General features: G+C 69.0%; 12 protein-coding genes and 2 pseudogenes. 6 read left to right on the forward strand and 8 right to left on the reverse strand.

What is annotated here, in order from left to right; all coding sequences use genetic code 11:
* Positions 1-143: 143 nt before the first annotated feature.
* Together RB628_RS28160 and RB628_RS28165 are read right to left on the reverse strand one after the other, a co-directional pair.
* Positions 144-815, reverse strand: coding sequence for a FadR/GntR family transcriptional regulator (locus tag RB628_RS28160; protein ID WP_318323329.1), 672 nt, complete (start codon positions 813-815; stop codon positions 144-146).
* 206 nt (positions 816-1,021) lie between these two features.
* Positions 1,022-1,929: pseudogene (locus RB628_RS28165) on the reverse strand (amidohydrolase family protein); the annotation flags it as partial.
* Positions 1,930-2,019: 90 nt separating this feature from the next.
* Between RB628_RS28165 and RB628_RS28170 the strand changes: the two are divergent.
* A pseudogene (locus RB628_RS28170) lies at positions 2,020-2,859 on the forward strand (phosphotransferase); the annotation flags it as partial.
* Positions 2,860-2,966: 107 nt separating this feature from the next.
* On the opposite strand, the gene RB628_RS28175 reads toward RB628_RS28170, so the two are convergent.
* From RB628_RS28175 to RB628_RS28190, 4 genes are all read right to left on the reverse strand, one after another.
* Complete coding sequence (locus RB628_RS28175) at positions 2,967-4,583, reverse strand: glycerol-3-phosphate dehydrogenase/oxidase (protein WP_318323330.1); 1,617 nt, start codon at positions 4,581-4,583, stop codon at positions 2,967-2,969.
* A 7-nt stretch (positions 4,584-4,590) separates the two neighbouring features.
* Positions 4,591-6,138 (reverse strand): glycerol kinase GlpK, encoded by a 1,548-nt coding sequence (gene glpK / locus RB628_RS28180; RefSeq protein ID WP_318323331.1) that lies wholly within the window; start codon positions 6,136-6,138, stop codon positions 4,591-4,593.
* Positions 6,139-6,210: 72 nt separating this feature from the next.
* Positions 6,211-7,002, reverse strand: coding sequence for an MIP/aquaporin family protein (locus RB628_RS28185; RefSeq protein ID WP_318323332.1), 792 nt, complete (start codon positions 7,000-7,002; stop codon positions 6,211-6,213).
* Positions 7,003-7,272: 270 nt separating this feature from the next.
* Positions 7,273-8,037, reverse strand: coding sequence for an IclR family transcriptional regulator (locus tag RB628_RS28190; RefSeq protein ID WP_318323333.1), 765 nt, complete (start codon positions 8,035-8,037; stop codon positions 7,273-7,275).
* 306 nt (positions 8,038-8,343) lie between these two features.
* On the opposite strand from RB628_RS28190, the gene metH reads away from it, so the two are divergent.
* From metH to RB628_RS28210, 4 genes are all read left to right on the forward strand, one after another.
* Positions 8,344-11,859 carry a methionine synthase gene (gene metH / locus RB628_RS28195; RefSeq protein WP_318323334.1) on the forward strand — a complete coding sequence of 1,172 codons (3,516 nt, stop codon included), beginning with the start codon at positions 8,344-8,346 and terminating at the stop codon, positions 11,857-11,859.
* Between the two features lie 98 nt (positions 11,860-11,957).
* On the forward strand, positions 11,958-12,671 hold the full coding sequence (locus RB628_RS28200) for an HAD family phosphatase (RefSeq protein ID WP_318323335.1): 714 nt from the start codon (positions 11,958-11,960) through the stop codon (positions 12,669-12,671).
* A 466-nt stretch (positions 12,672-13,137) separates the two neighbouring features.
* Positions 13,138-14,742, forward strand: coding sequence for an ABC transporter substrate-binding protein (locus RB628_RS28205; RefSeq protein ID WP_318323336.1), 1,605 nt, complete (start codon positions 13,138-13,140; stop codon positions 14,740-14,742).
* An 85-nt stretch (positions 14,743-14,827) separates the two neighbouring features.
* Entirely contained in the window at positions 14,828-16,408 is a 1,581-nt protein-coding gene (locus RB628_RS28210; RefSeq protein ID WP_318323337.1) for an ABC transporter substrate-binding protein, read from the forward strand.
* A gap of 91 nt (positions 16,409-16,499) precedes the next feature.
* Here the strand turns inward: RB628_RS28210 and RB628_RS28215 are convergent, their stop codons facing one another.
* Both RB628_RS28215 and RB628_RS28220 read right to left on the reverse strand, forming a co-directional pair.
* Complete coding sequence (locus tag RB628_RS28215; RefSeq protein WP_107019862.1) at positions 16,500-17,171, reverse strand: response regulator; 672 nt, start codon at positions 17,169-17,171, stop codon at positions 16,500-16,502.
* Positions 17,172-17,300: 129 nt separating this feature from the next.
* Entirely contained in the window at positions 17,301-18,179 is an 879-nt protein-coding gene (locus RB628_RS28220) for a RecB family exonuclease (protein ID WP_318323338.1), read from the reverse strand.
* A gap of 178 nt (positions 18,180-18,357) precedes the next feature.
* On the opposite strand from RB628_RS28220, the gene RB628_RS28225 reads away from it, so the two are divergent.
* On the forward strand, positions 18,358-19,824 hold the full coding sequence (locus RB628_RS28225; protein WP_318323339.1) for a site-2 protease family protein: 1,467 nt from the start codon (positions 18,358-18,360) through the stop codon (positions 19,822-19,824).
* Positions 19,825-20,055: the final 231 nt, after the last annotated feature.

Genomic DNA, 20,055 nt, shown 5'->3' on the forward strand with positions numbered 1-20,055 from the left:
AGCCCCCTTGCACGGGGGAGTGCTCGGATCACTGCCCCGATAGACGCCCCGGAACACACCCTTGAGCCACCCCGCACCACCCCCCTCATTCATCCGAGCGTTCGGGAGGCGGTTTCCGAGGTTCCGTCACGGCCGAGACGCGGCTAGAGCGTCGACCTCAGCCACTGCTCGACGCTGGCGATGTGCACCGTCGCCCACGACCGTGCCGCCTCCGCGTCCCGGTCGCGCAGGGCGCCCAGGATCGCCCGGTGCTCGTGCAGGGTGCGGCTGACCGCGTCCTCCTGGGTCAGTCCGCGCCAGATCCGGGCCCGGGTGGTGGGCCCGGACAGCCCGTCGAGGAGGGAACAGAGAACCGAGTTGCCGGAACTCCGCACGATCCCCCGGTGGAACTCCAGGTCGGCGGCGACCAGTTCCTCCACCGACGGCTCGCCGCCCAGCCGGTCCAACTGGGCCGACAGTGCGTCCAGCTGCTGCTCACTGATACGCGCCGCCGCCATCGCGGTGGCGGCCGGCTCCAGTATGCGGCGTACGGCCAGGAACTCCAGGACCGTGTCGTCGCGGTGGAAGTCGACGACGAAGCTCAGCGCTTCGAGCAGGAGTTGGGGGTCCAGGCTGGTGACGTAGGTGCCGTCGCCCTGCCGTACGTCGAGAATCCGGATGAGCGACAGGGCGCGCACCGCCTCCCGCAGGGAGTTGCGGGAGAGTCCCAGGTCGGCGGCGAGTTCGCTCTCCTTGGGCAGTCGGTCGCCGGGGCGCAGCGACCCGGAGACGATCATTCCCTTGATTTTCTCGATCGCCTCGTCGGTGACTGCCATGGCGGGCCTCCTGTCGTTCAGACATCCGATGTCTTAGGCCATTATGGGGGTTCAGTGGGCTGAACGGGTCACAAAATGCGATGTCAGCCCGTACGAGGGTCCCCTGCAGGTGACCGATCGGTACCCGCGTGCTGTTGGTTCGGCAGCACGTTCGGGTGGCGGCCCGACAGCCCGTACGGATGCCGGACCGGCCGCCCCCGGAGATTTCAGGCCAGTGCCTCCAGGTCGGCGAGGGCGGCGGCCTCGTCGAGGGTGGTGAGGGCCCGGTTCCGCATCAGCACCCTGCCGTCCACGAGGGTGTCCCGGACGTCCGCCGGGTGCGCCGCGTACGCGAGCGTCGACCAGGGGTCGTGCCGGGGCCGCAGATGCGGGGCGCTGAGGTCGAGCACGATCAGGTCGGCCCGCTTGCCCGGCTCCAGGGAGCCCAGCCGGTCGCCCAGGCCCAGCGCCTTCGCGCCCTCGACGGTCGCCATGCGTACGGCCTGTTCGGCGCCGACGGCCGTGGGGTCGCCGCCCGCCTTGTACACGAGGGCCGCCTGCCGCACCGCCCCCAGCACGTCCAGCGTGTTGGAGCTGACGGCCCCGTCCGTGCCGAGCCCGGGGTCACACCGGCGCTGAGCAGCCGGGGGACGGGCGCGATCCCGCAGCCGAGCTTCAGGTTCGAGACGGGACAGTGGGCGACGGACGTGCCGGTGCGCGCCAGCGCGGCGATCTCCGGGCCGGTCAGATCCACGGCGTGGGCCAGCAGCAGGTCGGGGCCGAGCAGCCCGAGAGAGTCCAGCAACTCCACCGGGCGCTTGCCGCACCGCACCTCGACCATGGCGACCTCGGTCGCGTTCTCGGCGGCGAGGATGTGCAGCAGGGCGCTGAACTCCCTTGCCAGGGCGGCGATTTCGACGAGCTGCTCGGGGGAGAGGGGGTAGGTGGAGTGGGCGAAGAGAACGGGACGGCTGCCGGGGCCGGGGGTACCACGGGCGGCCAGGTCCTGCTGGGCCCACGTCAGCCGTTCCTCGTAGGCGATGCCGTCGGGCGGCTCCGGTACGTCCATGAAGGTGGGGCCGGTGTGCAGCCGCCAGCCCGTCTCGCGCGCCGCCTGCTCGGCCGCCTCGTGGAACGTCGGGGCGGTGGCCGGGCTGGGTGTGACCGTCGCCGCGAAGACGATGGTCACGTACAACCAGGTCGGTGTGGTCGCGATCATCGAGGACTGTCGGACCTGGAGGTCCTGCGCACCATCCTCGACGAGAGCGCGGCGTACGGACCGCACACCTCGGCCCGCATCGGCGAGTTGGTGGCCCAACTGTCTTTCGCGACCGGTGACTTCGGCATGGAGTCGGCGGACCGCAAGGCGCTCATCGCGGCCTCGGTGAGCCCGGAACTGTGCAAGATCACCGAGGACGTGGTCCTCGCCGAGCCGTACATCGAGCACGAACACAACCACTGCCACGAGGGCCTGGGCGACCTGGCGACGGAGTTCCGCGCGGACGCGAGGCTCCGTACGGAGGTCGCCGACCTCCGCCACACCTTCATGACGAGCGCCCAGGCCCTCCTCCACGGCGACCTGCACACCGGCAGCGTCATGGTCGGGCAACGCGAAGGCGCCCCGGTGGTACGGGTCTTCGACCCCGAGTTCTGCTTCGTCGGCCCCATCGGCTTCGACCTCGGCCTGTAGTGGGCGAACGTCCTGGTCTCGGAGGAACGGGCACGGGCGCTGGGCACATTGAGCGACCACCCCGACCAACTCGGCCTGTCCTGGGAGGCGTTCGAGACGGAGTTCCGCCGCCTGTGGCCGAAGAGAGCCGACACGTTCTTCGACGACGCGTACCTGGACCGCTTCCTGCGCAGGATCTGGACGGAGGCGGTGGGGTACGCGGGCACAGAGATCATCCGCAGAATCATCGGCTTCGCCCACCTGACGGACCTGACGACCCTCCCGGACGCCGTGGGGGCATCCCGCCGCGCACTGCTGACCGGCCGCGCACTGATCGTGCGCAGGGGCGAGTTGACCAATCCGAACGATGTAAGGGCGCTGGGGTCGCCCAGCTAGGTGCGCGGGGAACCGCGCGACAAGTCACAACGCACCCGCAGACAGAACACAACGCGAAAGGGGCGGCTCCTCTTTGAGGGAACCGCCCCCCCTTCACGCCGTACCGTCTACTTCTTGTCGAGCAGATCCTGAACCTTCGAACGGACCTCGTCCGTAGCCAGCCCCCGAATCGTCAGCGTGGTCCGACGGCGCAGCACGTCGTCAACCGTCTCCGCCCACTCGTTGTCCCGCGCATAGACAACCTGCGCCCAGATCTCCGGCGCATCCGCATGCACACGCTCACCCAGTTCAGGGTTCTCGTTCGCCAGCCGCGCGATGTCGAACGCCAGCGACCCATAGTGCGTCGCGAGGTGCCTCGCCGTGTCGGCGGCCATGCGCGGGCCGGGCGCCGGCCCGTCGACCAGCAGCCGGTGAGCCACCGCACGCGGGTTCGCGACCCCCGGCAACGGCATCCTCTTCGGCAGCTCGGAGATCGGCTCGAAGTCGTCACCCAGCGGACGGCCGGGCAGCGTCTCCAGCTTCGACATGACCGTACGGCCGATGTGCCGGAAGGTCGTCCACTTGCCGCCCGAGACGGACAGCATCCCGCCCCTGCCCTCGGTCACGACCGTCTCCCGCTTGGCCTTCGCCGTGTCACCGGGGCCACCCGGCAGCACGCGCAGACCCGCGAAGGAGTACGTGATCAGGTCACGGGACAACTGCTGGTCGCGGACGGAGAACGCGGCCTCGTCGAGGATCTGCGTGATGTCCTTGTCGTTGACCGCGACGTCCGCCGGGTCGCCCTCGAACGTCTCGTCGGTGGTGCCGAGCAGGAGCATGTCCTCCCAGGGGAGGGCGAAGGTGATGCGGTACTTGTCGATCGGGGTGGCGAGCGCGGCCTTCCACGGAGACGTCCGCTTCAGCACCAGGTGCGCGCCCTTCGACAGACGGATGGACGGCGCCGCGTCCGGGTTCTCCATCCTGCGCAGGTGGTCGACCCAGGGGCCGGTGGCGTTGAGCACCAGCCGGGCGTTGACGCCGAACTCGTCACCGGAGAGACGGTCGCGCAGGTCGGCACCGGTGACCCGGCCGTTGGTGAAGCGCAGCCCCGACACCTCGGCGTGGTTGAGCACGACCGCGCCCGCCTCGACGGCCGCGCGGACCGTCATGAGCGCCATGCGCGCGTCGTTCATCTGGCCGTCGCCGTACACGGCCACGGCCTTGAGGTTCTCGGTGCGCAGCTCGGGCACGTCCTGCGCGGCCTTGGCCGGCGACAGCAGGTGGCCGACGCCGTCACCGAACGCCGACAGCATGGAGTAGGCGAAGACGCCCGCACCGAGCTTCGCCGCGCCGTGCGGCCCGCCCTTGTACACGGGGAGGTAGAACGTGAGCGGGTTGGCCAGGTGGGGGGCCACCTGACGCGACACCGCACGGCGCTCGAAGTGGTTCTCCGCCACCAGCCGCACCGCGCCGGTCTGCAGATAGCGCAGACCGCCGTGGAGCAGCTTGGAGGAGGCGGAGGAGGTGGCGCCGGCGAAGTCGCCGGCGTCGACCAGAGCCACCCGCAGCCCGGACTGCGCGGCATGCCAGGCAGTCGAGATGCCGAGGATGCCACCGCCGATCACGAGAAGGTCGTACGTCGCCTTGGAGAGCTGCTCCCGGGTCTCGGCACGGCTCGGGTTGGAGCCGAAGGCCGGGTGCGTACCGAGGGCAGGCACGGACTGCAGGGTGGACTGGCTGGTCATGTGTTTCTTACTCCTCGACAGAGCTGTCTTCGAGCCAGCCCATGGACCGCTCGACGGCCTTGAGCCAGCTCTTGTACTCACGGTCGCGCTTCTCCGCGTCCATGTTGGGGGTCCACTCGGCGGCCCGGCGCCAGTTGGCGCGCAGGTCGTCGGTGTTGGTCCAGAAGCCGACGGCGAGACCGGCGGCGTAGGCGGCACCGAGGCAGGTCGTCTCGGCGACCATCGGGCGCACCACGGGGGCGTCCAGGAAGTCCGAGAGGGTCTGCATCAGCAGGTTGTTGGAGGTCATGCCGCCGTCGACCTTGAGGGCCGCGAGCTCGACGCCGGAGTCCTTGGTCATGGCGTCCGTGATCTCACGGGTCTGCCAGGCGGTGGCCTCCAGCACGGCGCGCGCGAGGTGCGCCTTGGTGACGTACCGGGTGAGGCCGGCGATCACACCGCGGGCGTCGGAGCGCCAGTACGGGGCGAACAGACCGGAGAAGGCCGGCACGAAGTAGGCGCCGCCGTTGTCCTCGACCGACGACGCGAGTGTCTCGATCTCGGCGGCGGTGGAGATCAGGCCCATCTGGTCGCGCATCCACTGCACCAGCGAACCGGTGACCGCGATGGAGCCCTCCAGGGCGTAGACCGGGGCCTGGTCGCCGATGCGGTAGCCGACCGTGGTCAGCAGGCCGCTGTAGGAGTTGATGATCTTGTCGCCGGTGTTCATCAGCATGAACGTGCCGGTGCCGTACGTCGACTTGGCCTCGCCCTCGGCGAAACAGGTCTGGCCGAACAGGGCCGCCTGCTGGTCGCCGAGCGCGGAGGCGACCGGGATGCCGCCGAGCAGGTCGCCCAGCTTGCCGCCGGTGACCTCGCCGTAGACCTCGGCGGAGGAGCGGATCTCCGGGAGCATCGACAGCGGCACGCCGATGGACTCGGCGATCTTCGGGTCCCACTCCAGCGTGTGCAGGTTCATCAGCATGGTGCGGGAGGCGTTGGTGACGTCGGTGTAGTGCTTGCCGCCGTTGACACCGCCCGTCAGGTTCCAGATGACCCAGCTGTCCATGGTGCCGAAGAGGATGTCCCCGGCCTCGGCACGCGCACGCAGACCCTCGACGTTGTCGAGCAGCCAGCGGGCCTTGGGGCCGGCGAAGTACGAGGCCAGCGGCAGGCCGGTCTCGCGGCGGAAACGATCCTGCCCGACGTTGCGGCCGAGCTCCTTGCAGAGCGCGTCGGTACGGGTGTCCTGCCAGACGATGGCGTTGTGGACGGGCTCACCGGTGTTCTTGTCCCAGAGCAGCGTCGTCTCGCGCTGGTTGGTGATGCCGATGGCCTTGATGTCGTCGCGGGTGATGCCGGCTTTCGCGATGGCTCCGGCGACGACCTCCTCGACGTTCGTCCAGATCTCGGTGGCGTCGTGCTCCACCCAGCCCGGCTTCGGGAAGATCTGCTCGTGCTCCTTCTGGTCGACGGAGACGATCCGGCCGTCCCGGTCGAAGACGATGCAGCGGCTGGAGGTGGTGCCCTGGTCGATGGCCGCGATGAACGGGCCGGCGGTGTGCGCGTCGGTCACTGTGTGCTCCTGTGAGGTCCGTGGGTTGGGGGGCTGGCTTACGGCGTGTTGCTCAAGTTCCCTGAGGCTGCTCTAAGCAAAAGCGACGTTGTAGATGCCCGCAGCGATGGCGCCGCCGATCAGCGGGCCGACCACCGGGACCCAGGCATAGGACCAGTCGGAGCCGCCCTTGTTGGGCAGGGGCAGGAGAGCGTGCACGATGCGCGGACCGAGGTCGCGGGCCGGGTTGATCGCGTAACCGGTCGGGCCGCCGAGGGACAGACCGATGGAGACGACGACGAGCGAGGTGATCAGGGCACCCAGGACACCGAGGCCCTTGCCGCTGTCGTTGAGGCCCTGCGTGAGGATGGCGAGCACCAGCACGATCGTGCCGATGGCCTCCGTCGCGACGTTCTGCCAGGCGACGCGGACCTCGGGGCCGGTGGAGAAGATGCCCAGCACGGGGCCGGCCCCCTTCTCCCGCGCCTCGATGGCCTTGGGCTGCGCGCCCGCACTGCCGACGATCTCCTTGTCGGTCAGATGCGCGTGGAACTGGCCGTAGTAGGCGACCCAGACCAGGGCCGCACCGATCATGGCGCCGAGCAGTTGCCCGCCCCAGTAGATCGGGACGTCACTCCAGTCGATGCCGTCCTTCTTGAGCGCCAGCGCGAGAGTCACGGCCGGGTTGAGGTGGGCGCCGGAGAGCGGCGCCGAGGTGTAGACGGCCGTCAGTACGGCGAAACCCCACCCGAAGGTGATGGCGAGCCAGCCGGCGTTGCGTGCCTTGGAGGCCTTCAGCGTGACGGCGGCACAGACGCCGCCGCCGAGCAGGATGAGCAGGGCGGTACCGATGGTCTCGCCGGTGAAGATGTCGGAGCTGGACACCCGCGACTCCTTTGTCCTTCGTCCAGGGGGAGAGCTGCCGGCCCTTGGCGTTGTCACACTCTAACGCCTATTGCCGGTCGGTGTTCGACAATGTCGACCGATGGACGGGAGTCTTGCTCCGGTGTTACAGGCACGTCAAGAGTTCTGTTATCGAAAACACGATCGTTATTGATCGCTGTGGGCTATCGATCCTGGAGCGGGGCTGCGTGCGGGCACGCGAGAGGGCCGGGACGCCTGGGGCGTCCCGGCCCTCTTTCGTGTGCGCAAACCTCAGAAGCGCCCGGCGCCCAGGTCCCGCGACACCGCGCGGGCGCAGTCCCGCACCGCCGCGATCAGTTCGGGGCGCAGTTCGCCCTCCCGGCAGAGCCGTTCCACGGCGCCGGTGACGCCGACCGCGCCGACCGGCATCCGGCGCCGGTCGTGGATGGGGGCGGCGATGGACGCGACGCCCTCCCAGGTCTCCTCGACGTCGGCCGCGTACCCGCGCGCGCGGGTGAGGTCCAGGACCCCCTCGAAGCCCTCCAGATCGCTGATCGTCCGGTCGGTGAACGACTTGCGCTCGGCCTCCAGGACCTCGCTGTGCGCGACCGGGTCGTAGGCCGACAGGACCTTGCCCAGGGCCGTGGAGTGCAGGGGCTGCATGGCCCCGACCTCCAGTACCTGCCGGCTGTCGTCGGGGCGGAAGACGTGGTGCACGATCAGCACGCCCCGCTGGTGCAGCACCCCCAGGTGGACGCTCTCGCCGCTGGAGCGGGCCAGGTCGTCGGTCCACACGAGGGCACGTGCGCGCAGCTCGTGGACGTCCAGATAGGTGGTCCCCAGGCGCAGCAGCTCGGCGCCCAGCTGGTAGCGCCCTGACGCGGCCTCCTGCTCGACGAAGCCCTCGTGCTGGAGGGTGCGCAGGATGCCGTGGGCGGTGCCCTTGGCGAGGCCGAGGGACGAGGCGATGTCCGAGAGGCCGAGCCGCCGCTCGCCGCCCGCGAGGAGTCGCAGCATCGCCGCCGCCCGTTCGAGCGACTGGATGTTCCGTGCCATCGCCGTCCTGCCTCCGTCCCCTTCGACCGCCAGCAACCGGCGTTCGCTGCCGCCGTTCGGCAATGTCGAACATTACCGGTCCATGTCGACCACCTGCCAATGGCTGGTCGCCACCTGTTACATCTCGCGTACATCCGGGTGGATGCCATGCGTACGCCCGGTGGTTTCCGGCCACGGCACCCGCGCCACGCAAGTCCGTCCCGTGGACGCCCTGACCATACGGCCCCGCACCGGGCTACCCTTGCGGCGTGCGCTTCCCCGGGAAGTCGCATAGCCGACAGCCGTCGCACTCCAGGGAGCCCTTACATGGCCGCCTCGTCGCCCGCCCCTTCCACAGACAGCAGGACCCGTGTGTCCGCCCTCCGGGACGCACTCGCCACCCGAGTGGTGGTGGCCGACGGTGCGATGGGCACCATGCTGCAGGCACAGGACCCGACGCTGGAGGACTTCCAGCAGCTGGAGGGCTGCAACGAGGTCCTCAACATCACCCGCCCGGACATCGTCCGCTCCGTCCACGAGGCGTACTTCGCCGTGGGCGTCGACTGCGTCGAGACGAACACCTTCGGCGCCAACCACACGGCGGCGGCCGAATACGACATCGCCGACCGCGTGTACGAGCTGTCCGAGTCCGGTGCCCGCATCGCCCGCGAGACCGCCGACGGCTTCGGCGCCCGCGACGGCCGTCAGCGCTGGGTCCTCGGCTCGATCGGTCCGGGTACCAAGCTGCCGACCCTCGGCCACATCGACTACGGCACCCTCCGTGACGGCTTCCAGGCGAACGCCGAGGGACTGCTCGCCGGCGGCGCCGACGCCCTGATCGTGGAGACCACGCAAGACCTTCTCCAGACGAAGTCGTCGATCCTGGGCGCCCGCCGCGCCATGGAGGCCACTGGCCTCGACGTACCTCTGCTGGTCTCGATGGCCTTCGAAACCACCGGCACGATGCTGCTCGGCTCGGAGATCGGTGCCGCGCTGACCGCGCTCGAACCGCTCGGCATCGACATGATCGGCCTGAACTGCTCGACCGGCCCCGCCGAGATGAGCGAGCACCTTCGCTATCTGGCCCGCCACTCGCGCACCCCGCTGCTCTGCATGCCCAATGCCGGCCTGCCGATCCTCACCAAGGACGGCGCCCACTTCCCGCTCGACCCCGAGGGCCTGGCCGACGCCCAGGACACCTTCGTACGCGACTACGGCCTGAACCTGGTCGGCGGCTGTTGCGGTACGACCCCGGAGCACCTGCGGGAGCTCGTGGAACGCGTGCAGGGTGCCACGCCCGTCGAGCGCCGCCCCCAGCCGGACCCCGGCGCCGCGTCGCTCTATCAGACGGTGTCGTTCCGCCAGGACACCTCGTACATGGCGATCGGCGAGCGCACCAACGCCAACGGTTCCAAGAAGTTCCGCGAGGCCATGCTGGAGGCCCGCTGGGACGACTGCGTGGAGATGGCCCGCGACCAGATCCGCGAGGGCGCCCACATGCTCGACCTCTGCGTCGACTACGTGGGCCGCGACGGCGTCGCCGACATGGAGGAACTCGCGGGCCGCTTCGCCACCGCCTCCACGCTGCCGATCGTCCTGGACTCCACCGAGGTCGACGTCCTCCGGGCCGGCCTGGAGAAACTCGGCGGCCGCGCGGTCATCAACTCCGTCAACTACGAGGACGGCGACGGGCCGGAGTCCCGCTTCGCCAAGGTCACCAAGCTCGCTCAGGAGCACGGCGCCGCGCTGATCGCCCTGACGATCGACGAGGAGGGCCAGGCCCGTACCGTCGAGACCAAGGTCGCCATCGCCGAACGGCTGATCGAGGACCTGACGACCAACTGGGGCATCCACGAGTCGGACATCCTCATCGACACCCTGACCTTCACCATCTGTACCGGCCAGGAGGAGTCCCGCAAGGACGGCATCGCCACCATCGAGGCGATCCGCGAGCTCAAGCGCCGGCACCCGGACGTACAGACCACCCTGGGCCTGTCGAACATCTCCTTCGGCCTGAACCCGGCCGCCCGCATGCTGCTCAACTCGGTCTTCCTCGACGAGTGCGTCAAGGCCGGCCTCGACTCGGCGATCGTGCACGCCTCGAAGATCCTCCCCATCGCCCGCTTCAGCGAGGAGGAGGTGACCACCGCCCTCGACCTGGTCTACGACCGCCGCGCCGAGGGCTACGACCCCCTGCAGAAGCTGATGGCCCTGTTCGAGGGCGCCACCACCAAGTCCCTCAAGGCGGGCAAGGCGGAGGAACTGGCCGCGCTGCCCCTGGACGAGCGCCTCCAGCGTCGCATCATCGACGGCGAGAGGAACGGCCTGGAGGCCGACCTCGACGAGGCCCTGACGACCCGCCCCGCCCTCGACATCGTCAACGACACCCTCCTGGAGGGCATGAAGGTCGTAGGCGAACTCTTCGGCTCCGGCCAGATGCAGCTGCCGTTCGTCCTCCAGTCCGCCGAGGTCATGAAGACGGCCGTCGCCCACCTCGAACCGCACATGGAGAAGACCGACGACGACGGCAAGGGCACGATCGTGCTCGCCACTGTCCGCGGCGACGTCCACGACATCGGCAAGAACCTCGTCGACATCATCCTCACCAACAACGGCTACAACGTCGTCAACATCGGCATCAAGCAGCCTGTCTCCGCGATCCTCGAAGCCGCGCAGGAGCACAGGGCCGACGTCATCGGCATGTCCGGCCTCCTCGTCAAGTCGACCGTGATCATGAAGGAGAACCTCCAGGAACTCAACCAGCGCAAGCTGGCCGCCGACTACCCGGTCATCCTCGGCGGCGCCGCCCTGACCAGGGCGTACGTCGAACAGGACCTCCACGAGATCTACGAGGGCGAGGTCCGCTACGCTCGCGACGCCTTCGAGGGCCTGCGCCTGATGGACGCCCTGATCGGCGTCAAGCGCGGCGTCCCCGGCGCCAAGCTGCCCGAGCTCAAGCAGCGCCGCGTCCGCGCGAGCGCCGCCGTGGAGGTCGAGGAACGGCCCGAAGAGGGCCACGTCCGCTCCGACGTCGCCATCGACAACCCCATCCCCACCCCGCCCTTCCGGGGCACCCGCGTCATCAAGGGCATCCAGCTCAAGGAGTACGCGAGCTGGCTCGACGAGGGCGCCCTCTTCAAGGGCCAGTGGGGCCTCAAGCAGGCCCGCACCGGCGACGGCCCGACCTACGAGGAGCTGGCCGAGACGGAGGGCCGCCCCCGGCTGCGCGGCCTCCTGGACAAGCTCCAGACGGAGAGCCTGCTGGAGGCGGCCGTGGTCTACGGCTACTTCCCGTGCGTCTCCAAGGACGACGACCTGATCATCCTCGACGACCAGGGCAACGAACGTACGCGTTTCACGTTCCCGCGCCAGCGACGTGGCCGCCGACTGTGCCTGGCCGACTTCTTCCGCCCGGAGGAGTCCGGCGAGACCGACGTCGTCGGCCTCCAGGTCGTCACCGTCGGCAACCGGATCGGCGAGGAGACCGCCAAGCTCTTCGAGGCGAACTCCTACCGCGACTACCTCGAACTGCACGGCCTGTCCGTCCAGTTGGCGGAGGCCCTCGCCGAGTACTGGCACGCGCGCGTCCGCTCCGAACTGGGCTTCGCCGGCGAGGACCCCACCGACGTCGAAGACATGTTCGCCCTCAAGTACCGGGGCGCCCGCTTCTCCCTCGGCTACGGAGCCTGCCCCGACCTCGAGGACCGCGCCAAGATCGCCGACCTCCTCCGGCCCGAGCGCATCGGCGTCCACCTCTCCGAGGAGTTCCAGCTCCACCCCGAGCAGTCCACCGACGCCATCGTCATCCACCACCCCGAGGCGAAGTACTTCAACGCACGCTGATCGGACAAGACGTACACTTGACGGTCCATCGCAGGCCGGTTGCCCTCTGTGCACTCAGGGGCAACCGGCCTGATCGTCCCTCAAGGAGGTGCGCCAGGATGACCAGCACGGTCCCCGCGCTCGGAACCCGTACGGCCGAAGGCTCAGCACTGCAGGCCGTACTTCTCGACATGGACGGCACCCTGGTGGACACCGAGGGCTTCTGGTGGGATGTCGAGGTCGAGATCTTCGCCGGTCTCGGTCACACCCTGGACGACTCCTGGCGGCATGTCGTGGTCGGCGGCCCGATGACCCGCAGCGCCGGGTTCCTCATCGAGGCCACCGGCGCCGACATCTCCTTCGCCGAACTCTCGGTGCTGCTCAACGACGGGTTCGAGGACCGTATCGACCGCGCCCTGCCCCTGATGCCGGGCGCCGCCCGGCTCCTCGCCGAACTCTCCGCGCACGAGATCCCGACCGCCCTCGTCTCCGCCTCGCACCGCCGGATCATCGACCGTGTCCTCGCCATGCTGGGCCCGCAGCACTTCGCGCTGAGCATCGCCGGCGACGAGGTGGAGCGTACGAAGCCGTACCCCGACCCCTACCTTCTCGCAGCCGCCGGACTGGGCGCCGACCCCGTGAGATGCGCGGTCGTCGAGGACACGGCGACCGGGGTCGCAGCCGCCGAGGCCGCCGGCTGCCAGGTCGTGGCCGTACCGTCGATCGCGCCCATCGCCCCCGGCGCGCGCCGCACGATCGTGACCTCGCTGGAAGAAGTCGACCTGCCCTTTCTGCACGGACTGATGGCGACCGACCGATGGCGAACGCGATGACGAACGCGATGACGGAAATGCGCCGGCGTGTTTACCGAGCGTGCCTGATCAATGCCGGAAAACGCGCGGATGAACGGGCGGTCCATCAGATGGGAATGCCCTCCACCGAATGTCCGCCGATGGCTGAATTCGCGTATGCGTCAATGACGGCGAGCATGTGAGGTTCGCCACGTGACAGGGGCTCGACAGTGGTCGCGTGCCGTGTACACGCACCTCTTTCGAGGGCTCGTGGGATGTCCTTGTGTCCCGTTTGGGGAGAGCCTGCGCGGAATCCTTCCGCTGTCGGTTTTTCGGTGCGTCCGCGCCCGGTTTCGCAGCGTGATGAGCTATCAACTCCGGCTGCCTACGGGCCTCTCCGCGGTCCGGACTAACCTCGTCGGGAGAACATCGCCCCAATCCCCGAACCCGCGCGCACCACCCCATGCATGCCGGGCCCCTGGGATCGACAGCCTGGAGAACCCCGAGCATGAACCGCAAGACTTTGGTGCTGCCAACCGTGGTCGGACTGCTCGCTCCGGTGCTCGCCGCCTGTGGCGGAGCCGACGGCGGGGGCAGCGGCGGCGGCGCGATCGTTGCCGGCACCACGGACCGGTTCATCGCCTCGAAGGAGGCTCCGGCGCCGATCGATCCGGCGTACGCCTACGACGTCGGCACCTGGAACATCCTGCGCCAGACCGTGCAGACCCTCATGGTCCAGCCGCGCGGCGACGGTGACCCGGTGCCCGAGGCCGCCGAGAAGTGCGGGTTCACCGACACGGGCAACGAGCGCTATGCCTGCACCCTGCGCAAGGACCTCGAGTTCTCCGACGGTGAGGCCGTCAAGGCGTCCGACGTGAAGTTCTCCATCGACCGGGCCCTGCGAATCAAGGCCGACAGCGGTGTGTTCGCCCTGCTGTCCACGATCGACACCGTCGAGACCCAGGGCGACCGCGAGGTCATCTTCCACCTCAAGACCGCCGACGCCACCTTCCCGTTCAAGCTGTCCACCCCGGTCGCCGGCATCGTCAACCCGGACGACTACGACAAGGACAAGCTGCGCGACGGCTTCGCGGTCGACGGCTCCGGCCCGTACACGCTCGACGCCGACGTCAAGAACGACGAACTCGTCGACGCGGTCTTCACCAAGAACCCCAACTACAAGGGGCAGTTGACGCCGAAGAACGAGAAGGTCGAACTGCGTTCCTTCGCGGACGCCACCGCCATGGGCACCGCTCTCTCCGACGGCGACATCGACCTGATGACCCGCACGATGTCTCCCGAGCAGATCAGGAAGCTCGATGAAGGCTCGACCGGCGACATCGACCTCGTCCAGATGCCCGGCCTCGAAATCCGCTACCTCGCGTTCAACACCAACGCCCCGACGGTGAAGACGAAAGCCGTCCGCCAGGCGATGGCCCAGATCATCAACCGCCCCGAACTGGTCTCCAAGGTGTACGGCGGCGAGGCCCAGCCGCTCTACTCCCTGGTCCCGGCCACCATCACCGGCCACTCGAACTCCTTCTTCAACAAGTACGGCGAGCCGAGCGACACCAAGGCCAGAACCCTGATGGAGAACGCCGGTATCACCACCCCGGTGAAACTGACCCTGCATTACACGACCGACCACTACGGCTCTGCCACCAAGCAGGAGTTCGAGGAACTGCAGAAGCAGCTCAACGCCAGCGGTCTGTTCAGCGTCACCATCGAGGGCGCCCCCTGGGCCACCTTCCGCCCGGCCGAGAAGGAGGGCGAGTACGACGTCTACGGAATGGGCTGGTTCCCGGACTTCCCCGACGCGGACAACTACCTCGCGCCGTTCCTCGACAAGGACAACTTCCTCAACCTGCCGTACGCCAACAGCAGGATCCGTAACAGCCTGATCCCGGAGTCCCGCCGCGAGGCCGACCGCCTCACCGCCTCCACGAGCCTCACGGACATCCAGGACATCGTGGCCGACGACGTACCCGTACTGCCGTTGTGGCAGGGCAACCAGTACATCGCCGCCCGCGACGGCATCACCGGCGCCGAGTGGGCGCTCAACTCCTCCTCGACGCTCCAGTTCTGGGAGCTCGGCCGCGGTGTGGGCAACTGACCGGCACACCCGTCCGACGCACGAATCCCGACCCGGGGCTGGGACGGTCCCGGGTACTCAAGACCCAACGACAAGGCACTTCCACGTGAACCTGCGCAACCAGTGGCCAGTCCTGCCCATCGTGGCGGGGCTGGCCTCCGGCCTCCTGACCGGATGCGGCTCGGAGAACGGTGACTCGGGGGCCGGCGGCTCCACCGTGGTGATGGGGATGTCCGACGACGTCCTGGCCACCGACCCGGCCTCCGGCTACGACCCAGGCTCCTGGCTGTTGTTCAACAACGTCTTCCAGTCGTTGCTGAGCTTCCCCAGCGGAGGCACCGAACCGCAGCCCGAGGCCGCCAAGGCGTGCGCCTTCAGCGACGCGGAGACCAAGGTGTACAAGTGCACCCTGCGCGACGGCCTGAAGTTCAGCAACGGTGACTCGCTCACCTCGAAGGACGTCAAGTTCTCCTTCGACCGCATGCTGAAGATCAACGACCCCGCCGGCCCCGCGATCATGTTCCCGATGCTCGACTCGGTGGACACCCCGGACGAGAAGACCGTCGTCTTCAACCTCAAGGTGCCCGACGCCACCTTCCCCAGCAAGATCGCCTCCGGCGCCGGCTCGATCGTCGACCACCGGCAGTACGACGAGGACGGCCTGCGGAAGGACGGCGATGCCGCCGGCTCCGGCCCCTACGTGCTCGACTCGTTCGGCGACGACAACGCGGTCTTCTCCGTCAACCCGAACTACAGGGGCACCGCCGAGGTCCAGAACTCCGGCGTCACCCTAAAGTTCTTCCACGGCGACCAGACCAACCTGAAGAACGCCCTCCTCGACGGCGACGTCGACTTCGCCTACCGAGGCCTCAAGGCCGGCGACATAGCCGACATCGAGAAGGACAGCGGCGACGAGGGCATCGACATCGTCGAGGGCACCAGCGCCGAGGTCCAGCACCTCGTCTTCAACATGAACGACCCGGTCGCAGGAAAGGCCGGCGTCCGCAAGGCCATCGCCTACCTCCTCGACCGGGAGGCCCTCGTCAACGAGGTCTACGAGGACACCGCGACGCCCCTCTACTCGATCATCCCGGCCGGCATAGCCGGTCACAACACCGCCTTCTTCGACACCTACGGCGCCCGCCCCTCCACGTCCAAGGCCCAGGCGGCCCTCCAGGACGACGGCATCACCGGCAAGGTCAAGCTGACCCTCTGGTCGACGCCGTCCCGCTACGGCCCCGCCACCGACGACGAGTTCAAGGCCATCGCCAAGCAGCTCAACGCCAGCGGTCTGTTCGAGGCGACCGTCCAGTCCGTGCCCTTCGCCCAGTACGAGAAGGACATCGAGGCCGGCAAGTACGGCGTGTACGTGAAGGGCTGGGTGCCGGACTACCCCGACGCCGACAACTTCACCGCCCCGTTCTTCGGCCAGGGCAACGTGCTCGGGAACAACTTCACCAACAGCACGATCACCGACACCCTCATCCCCGGTACCGCCGCCGAGAGCGATCGCGCCGCGACCGACGCGGACTTCGGCGAGCTCCAGGACATCGTCGCCCAGGAGATCCCCGTCCTCCCGGTCTGGCAGGCCAAGCAGTACGCCGTCGCCCGCGAGAACGTCTACGGCCTGGAGTACTGCCTCGACGCCTCGACCGTCTTCCGCTTCTGGGAGATCAAGAAGGGCTGACCCCCGCGATGCGCCGCCGAGGGCGCCCCTTCCTTTACCGGAAAGGGCGCCCTCGTCGTCGTACACACACCTCCGTCGTACGCATGTGCGGTTACTGTGCGCCGGGGCGCACCAGCCCGCTCTCGTACGCGTACACCGCGGCCTGCACCCGGTCGCGCAGGCCCAGCTTGGTCAGTACATGCCCGACATGCGTCTTGACCGTCGTCTCACTGACGAACAGGTCAGCGGCGATCTCCGCGTTCGACAACCCGCGCGCCACCAGCTTCAGCACCTCGACCTCACGCTCGGTCAGTGTGTGCAGCGTGTCCGGTACCGGCTCGTCACCCGAGGGCAGATGCCCCGCGTACTTGTCGAGAAGCCGGCGCGTGATGCTCGGCGCGAGCATCGCCTCGCCCGCCGCCACCACCCGGATCGCCTGCACCAGCTCGTTCGCCGGCGCGTCCTTCAGAAGGAAGCCACTGGCACCGGCCCGCAGCGCTTCCACCACGTACTCGTCGAGATCGAAGGTCGTCAGTACCAGCACCTTCGCCGGCCCGTCCCGCCCCGGCCCGGTGATCTGCCGAGTCGCCTCCACACCGTCCATCCGAGGCATACGGATGTCCATCAGAACCACATCGGGCTGCAGGGCCCGCACCTGGTCGATCGCCTGAAGACCGTCTCCGGCCTCGCCGACGACCGCGATGTCCTGCTCGGCCTCCAGAATCATCCGGAACCCGGTACGCAGCAGCGGCTGGTCGTCCACAAGCAGGACGCGGATGGCCACGTAAATCTCCTTCGCTAGGCAGCTCCCATTCTGCCCTGTGCGGCAACGCGCCCCGAAAGGGGCGCGGGGCTGTATCGATCTGCGGCTCCGCCGCTGGGCGCGCCCAGCCCCCACCGACCCGCAGATCCATCACCGCGCATCCGGCGGAGCCACACGCACAGGCAACGGATACGGCGGGGGAGTGCCCCCAAATTCCGGACATACCGCCTGGTGATCACACCATCCACAGAGCTTCGTCGGCCGGGGCCGCCACACCCCCGACTCCGTCGCCTCCCGGATCGCCTCCCACAGCGCCAGCAGCTTCCGCTCCACCCGTTCCAGATCGGCCAGGACCGGGTCGTACGTCACCACATCCCCACTGCCGAGATACACCAGCTGCAGCCGCCGCGGCACCACGTTCCTCAACCGCCAGACGACCAGCGCGTAGAACTTCATCTGGAACAGCGCGCCTTCCGCATACTCCGGACGCGGCGCCTTCCCCGTCTTGTAGTCGACGATCCGCACCTCGCCCGTGGCCGCCACATCGACCCGGTCGATGATCCCGCGCAGCTTCAGCCCCGAATCCAGCTCCGCCTCGACGAACAGCTCGCGCTCGGCAGGCTCCAGACGCGTCGGATCCTCCAGCCCGAACCAGCGCTCCACCAGCCGCTCAGCCTCACCCAGCCACCGCGACAGCCGCTCCCCGTCCGGATCGTCCGCGAACAGCTCCACCACCTCCGGCCGTGTCTCCCGCAGCCGGTCCCACTGCCCCGGGATCAACGACTTCGCGCGCGGCGCCGTCCGCTCGGCCGCCGGCGCGTCGAACAGCCGCTCAAGAACCGCGTGCACCAACGTGCCTCTCGTCGCCGCCTCACTCGGCTTCTCCGGCAACCGGTCGATCACCCGGAACCGGTACAGCAGCGGGCACTGCATGAAGTCACTGGCCCGCGAGGGCGACAACGACGCCGGCGCGGAGGGCAGCACAACCGGCGAAACGGTCTCGGTGGCGCCCTCGGTGCTGATTTCCATGACGACGACCATACGGCCCGCCACTGACAGTGACCCGGCCGCAGCCTCGCCCGACGACGGCAGCCCGGCGAACACAGGGGGTGCCGGGGCGGAACGCGTTGCGACGGCCGCATACCATCGACCCGAGACCCTTCCGCCCCGGAGCGGAAAAGGGAGACGCATCCGACAAGGGGACACCGTGGACGAGAGTGGCGGGAGCGGGCAGCCGCGCTCCGGCAACGACCAGTCGACCGACCGCCACACAGGGCGTACGGCCCCGGCGACCGACGCCACACACCCCGAACCCACCACCACCGACACCACGCTCGCGGAGACCGGGGAACGCGTGGCGGAGACCACGCGGAACGACGAGCGCCCCGAACCCGCGAAACCGGCCGACCCGGAACCCGCGAAACCGACGGAGCCCACGCCACCGGACGCGCCCGCCGACGCCACGGGCCGCGCCCGCCTCACCCCCCGCCTGGCCAAGTCCCGCGCCCCCCGGAAACGCAAGGACCCAGGCGGCGGACTCCTCATGGGACGCCCCTTCGGGGTACCCGTCTACGTCGCCCCCAGCTGGTTCCTCGTCGCCGCCCTCATCACCTGGGTCTTCGGCGGCCAGCTGGACCGCGTCCTGCCCGAACTCGGCGCCCTGCGCTACCTCGTCTCCCTGTTCTTCGCGGTCGCCTTCTACGCCTCCGTCCTCGTCCACGAACTCGCCCACACCGTCGCCGCCCTCCGCTTCAAACTCCCGGTACGCCGCATCCAGCTCCAGTTCTTCGGTGGCGTCTCCGAGATCGAGAAGGAGTCCGAGACCCCGGGCCGTGAGTTCGTGCTCGCCTTCGTCGGCCCGCTTCTCTCCCTGATCCTCGCGGGCGTCTTCTACCTGGCCCTCCAGACCGTCGACCCCGGCACCGTCCCCGGCGTCCTGCTTGCCGGCCTGATGATCTCCAACCTCATCGTCGCCGCCTTCAACCTCCTGCCCGGCCTGCCCCTCGACGGCGGACGTATGCTCCGCGCCGTCGTCTGGAAGATCACCGGCAAACCCATGAGCGGTACGATCGCCGCCGCCTGGGTCGGCCGAGCCCTCGCCGTCTCCGTCCTCATCGGACTCCCACTGCTCACCCAGTCCGGCGCCCTCGGCTCCAACGCCGAGGACAGCGTCGGCATGGACACCGTCACCGACGCCCTGCTCGCTGCCATCCTCGCCGCGATCATCTGGACCGGCGCCGGCAACAGCCTCCGCATGGCCCGCCTGCGCGAACACCTCCCGGAACTGCGCGCCCGCAACCTCACCCGCCGCGCTGTTCCCGTCGAGACGAGCACCCCCCTCTCCGAGGCACTGCGGCGCGCCAACGAGGCCGGCGCCCGTGCCCTGGTCGTCGTCGACGCCGACGGAGAACCCCTCTCCCTCGTCCGCGAGGCCGGCATCGTCGGCGTACCCGAACACCGGCGCCCCTGGGTCTCCGTCGGCGGTCTCGCCCAGGACCTCACCGAGGGCATGCGGGTCTCCGCGGAACTCTCCGGCGAGGAACTCCTCGACGCCCTGCGCGCGACCCCCGCCAGCGAGTACCTGGTCGTGGAGGAGTCCGGAGAGATCTACGGAGTCCTCTCGGCGGCCGACGTCGAACGCGCCTTCGTCAAGGCCATGGCCCGCCCGAACTAGAGCACCGCTCTCCTCGCACCACCGGAGCCGGGGCAGGCCGCGAGGATCAGCGGGACGCCCGCCCGCGACGCCAGGGTCGGCCACCGACGGAAGCTGCCGGACCAGGCCGCGGACGATGCGGGCAGAGCCGAGCGCTCAGCGGACCGTGACGGTCAGGAGCAGAGCCGGAACAGCCGCTTAGCCTTGATCCACCGATTCGATGTTTGTGGATAACTCTTCTTGAAACGAGGA

This window comes from Streptomyces sp. ADMS (assembly GCF_033441795.1).
Classification (GTDB): domain Bacteria; phylum Actinomycetota; class Actinomycetes; order Streptomycetales; family Streptomycetaceae; genus Streptomyces.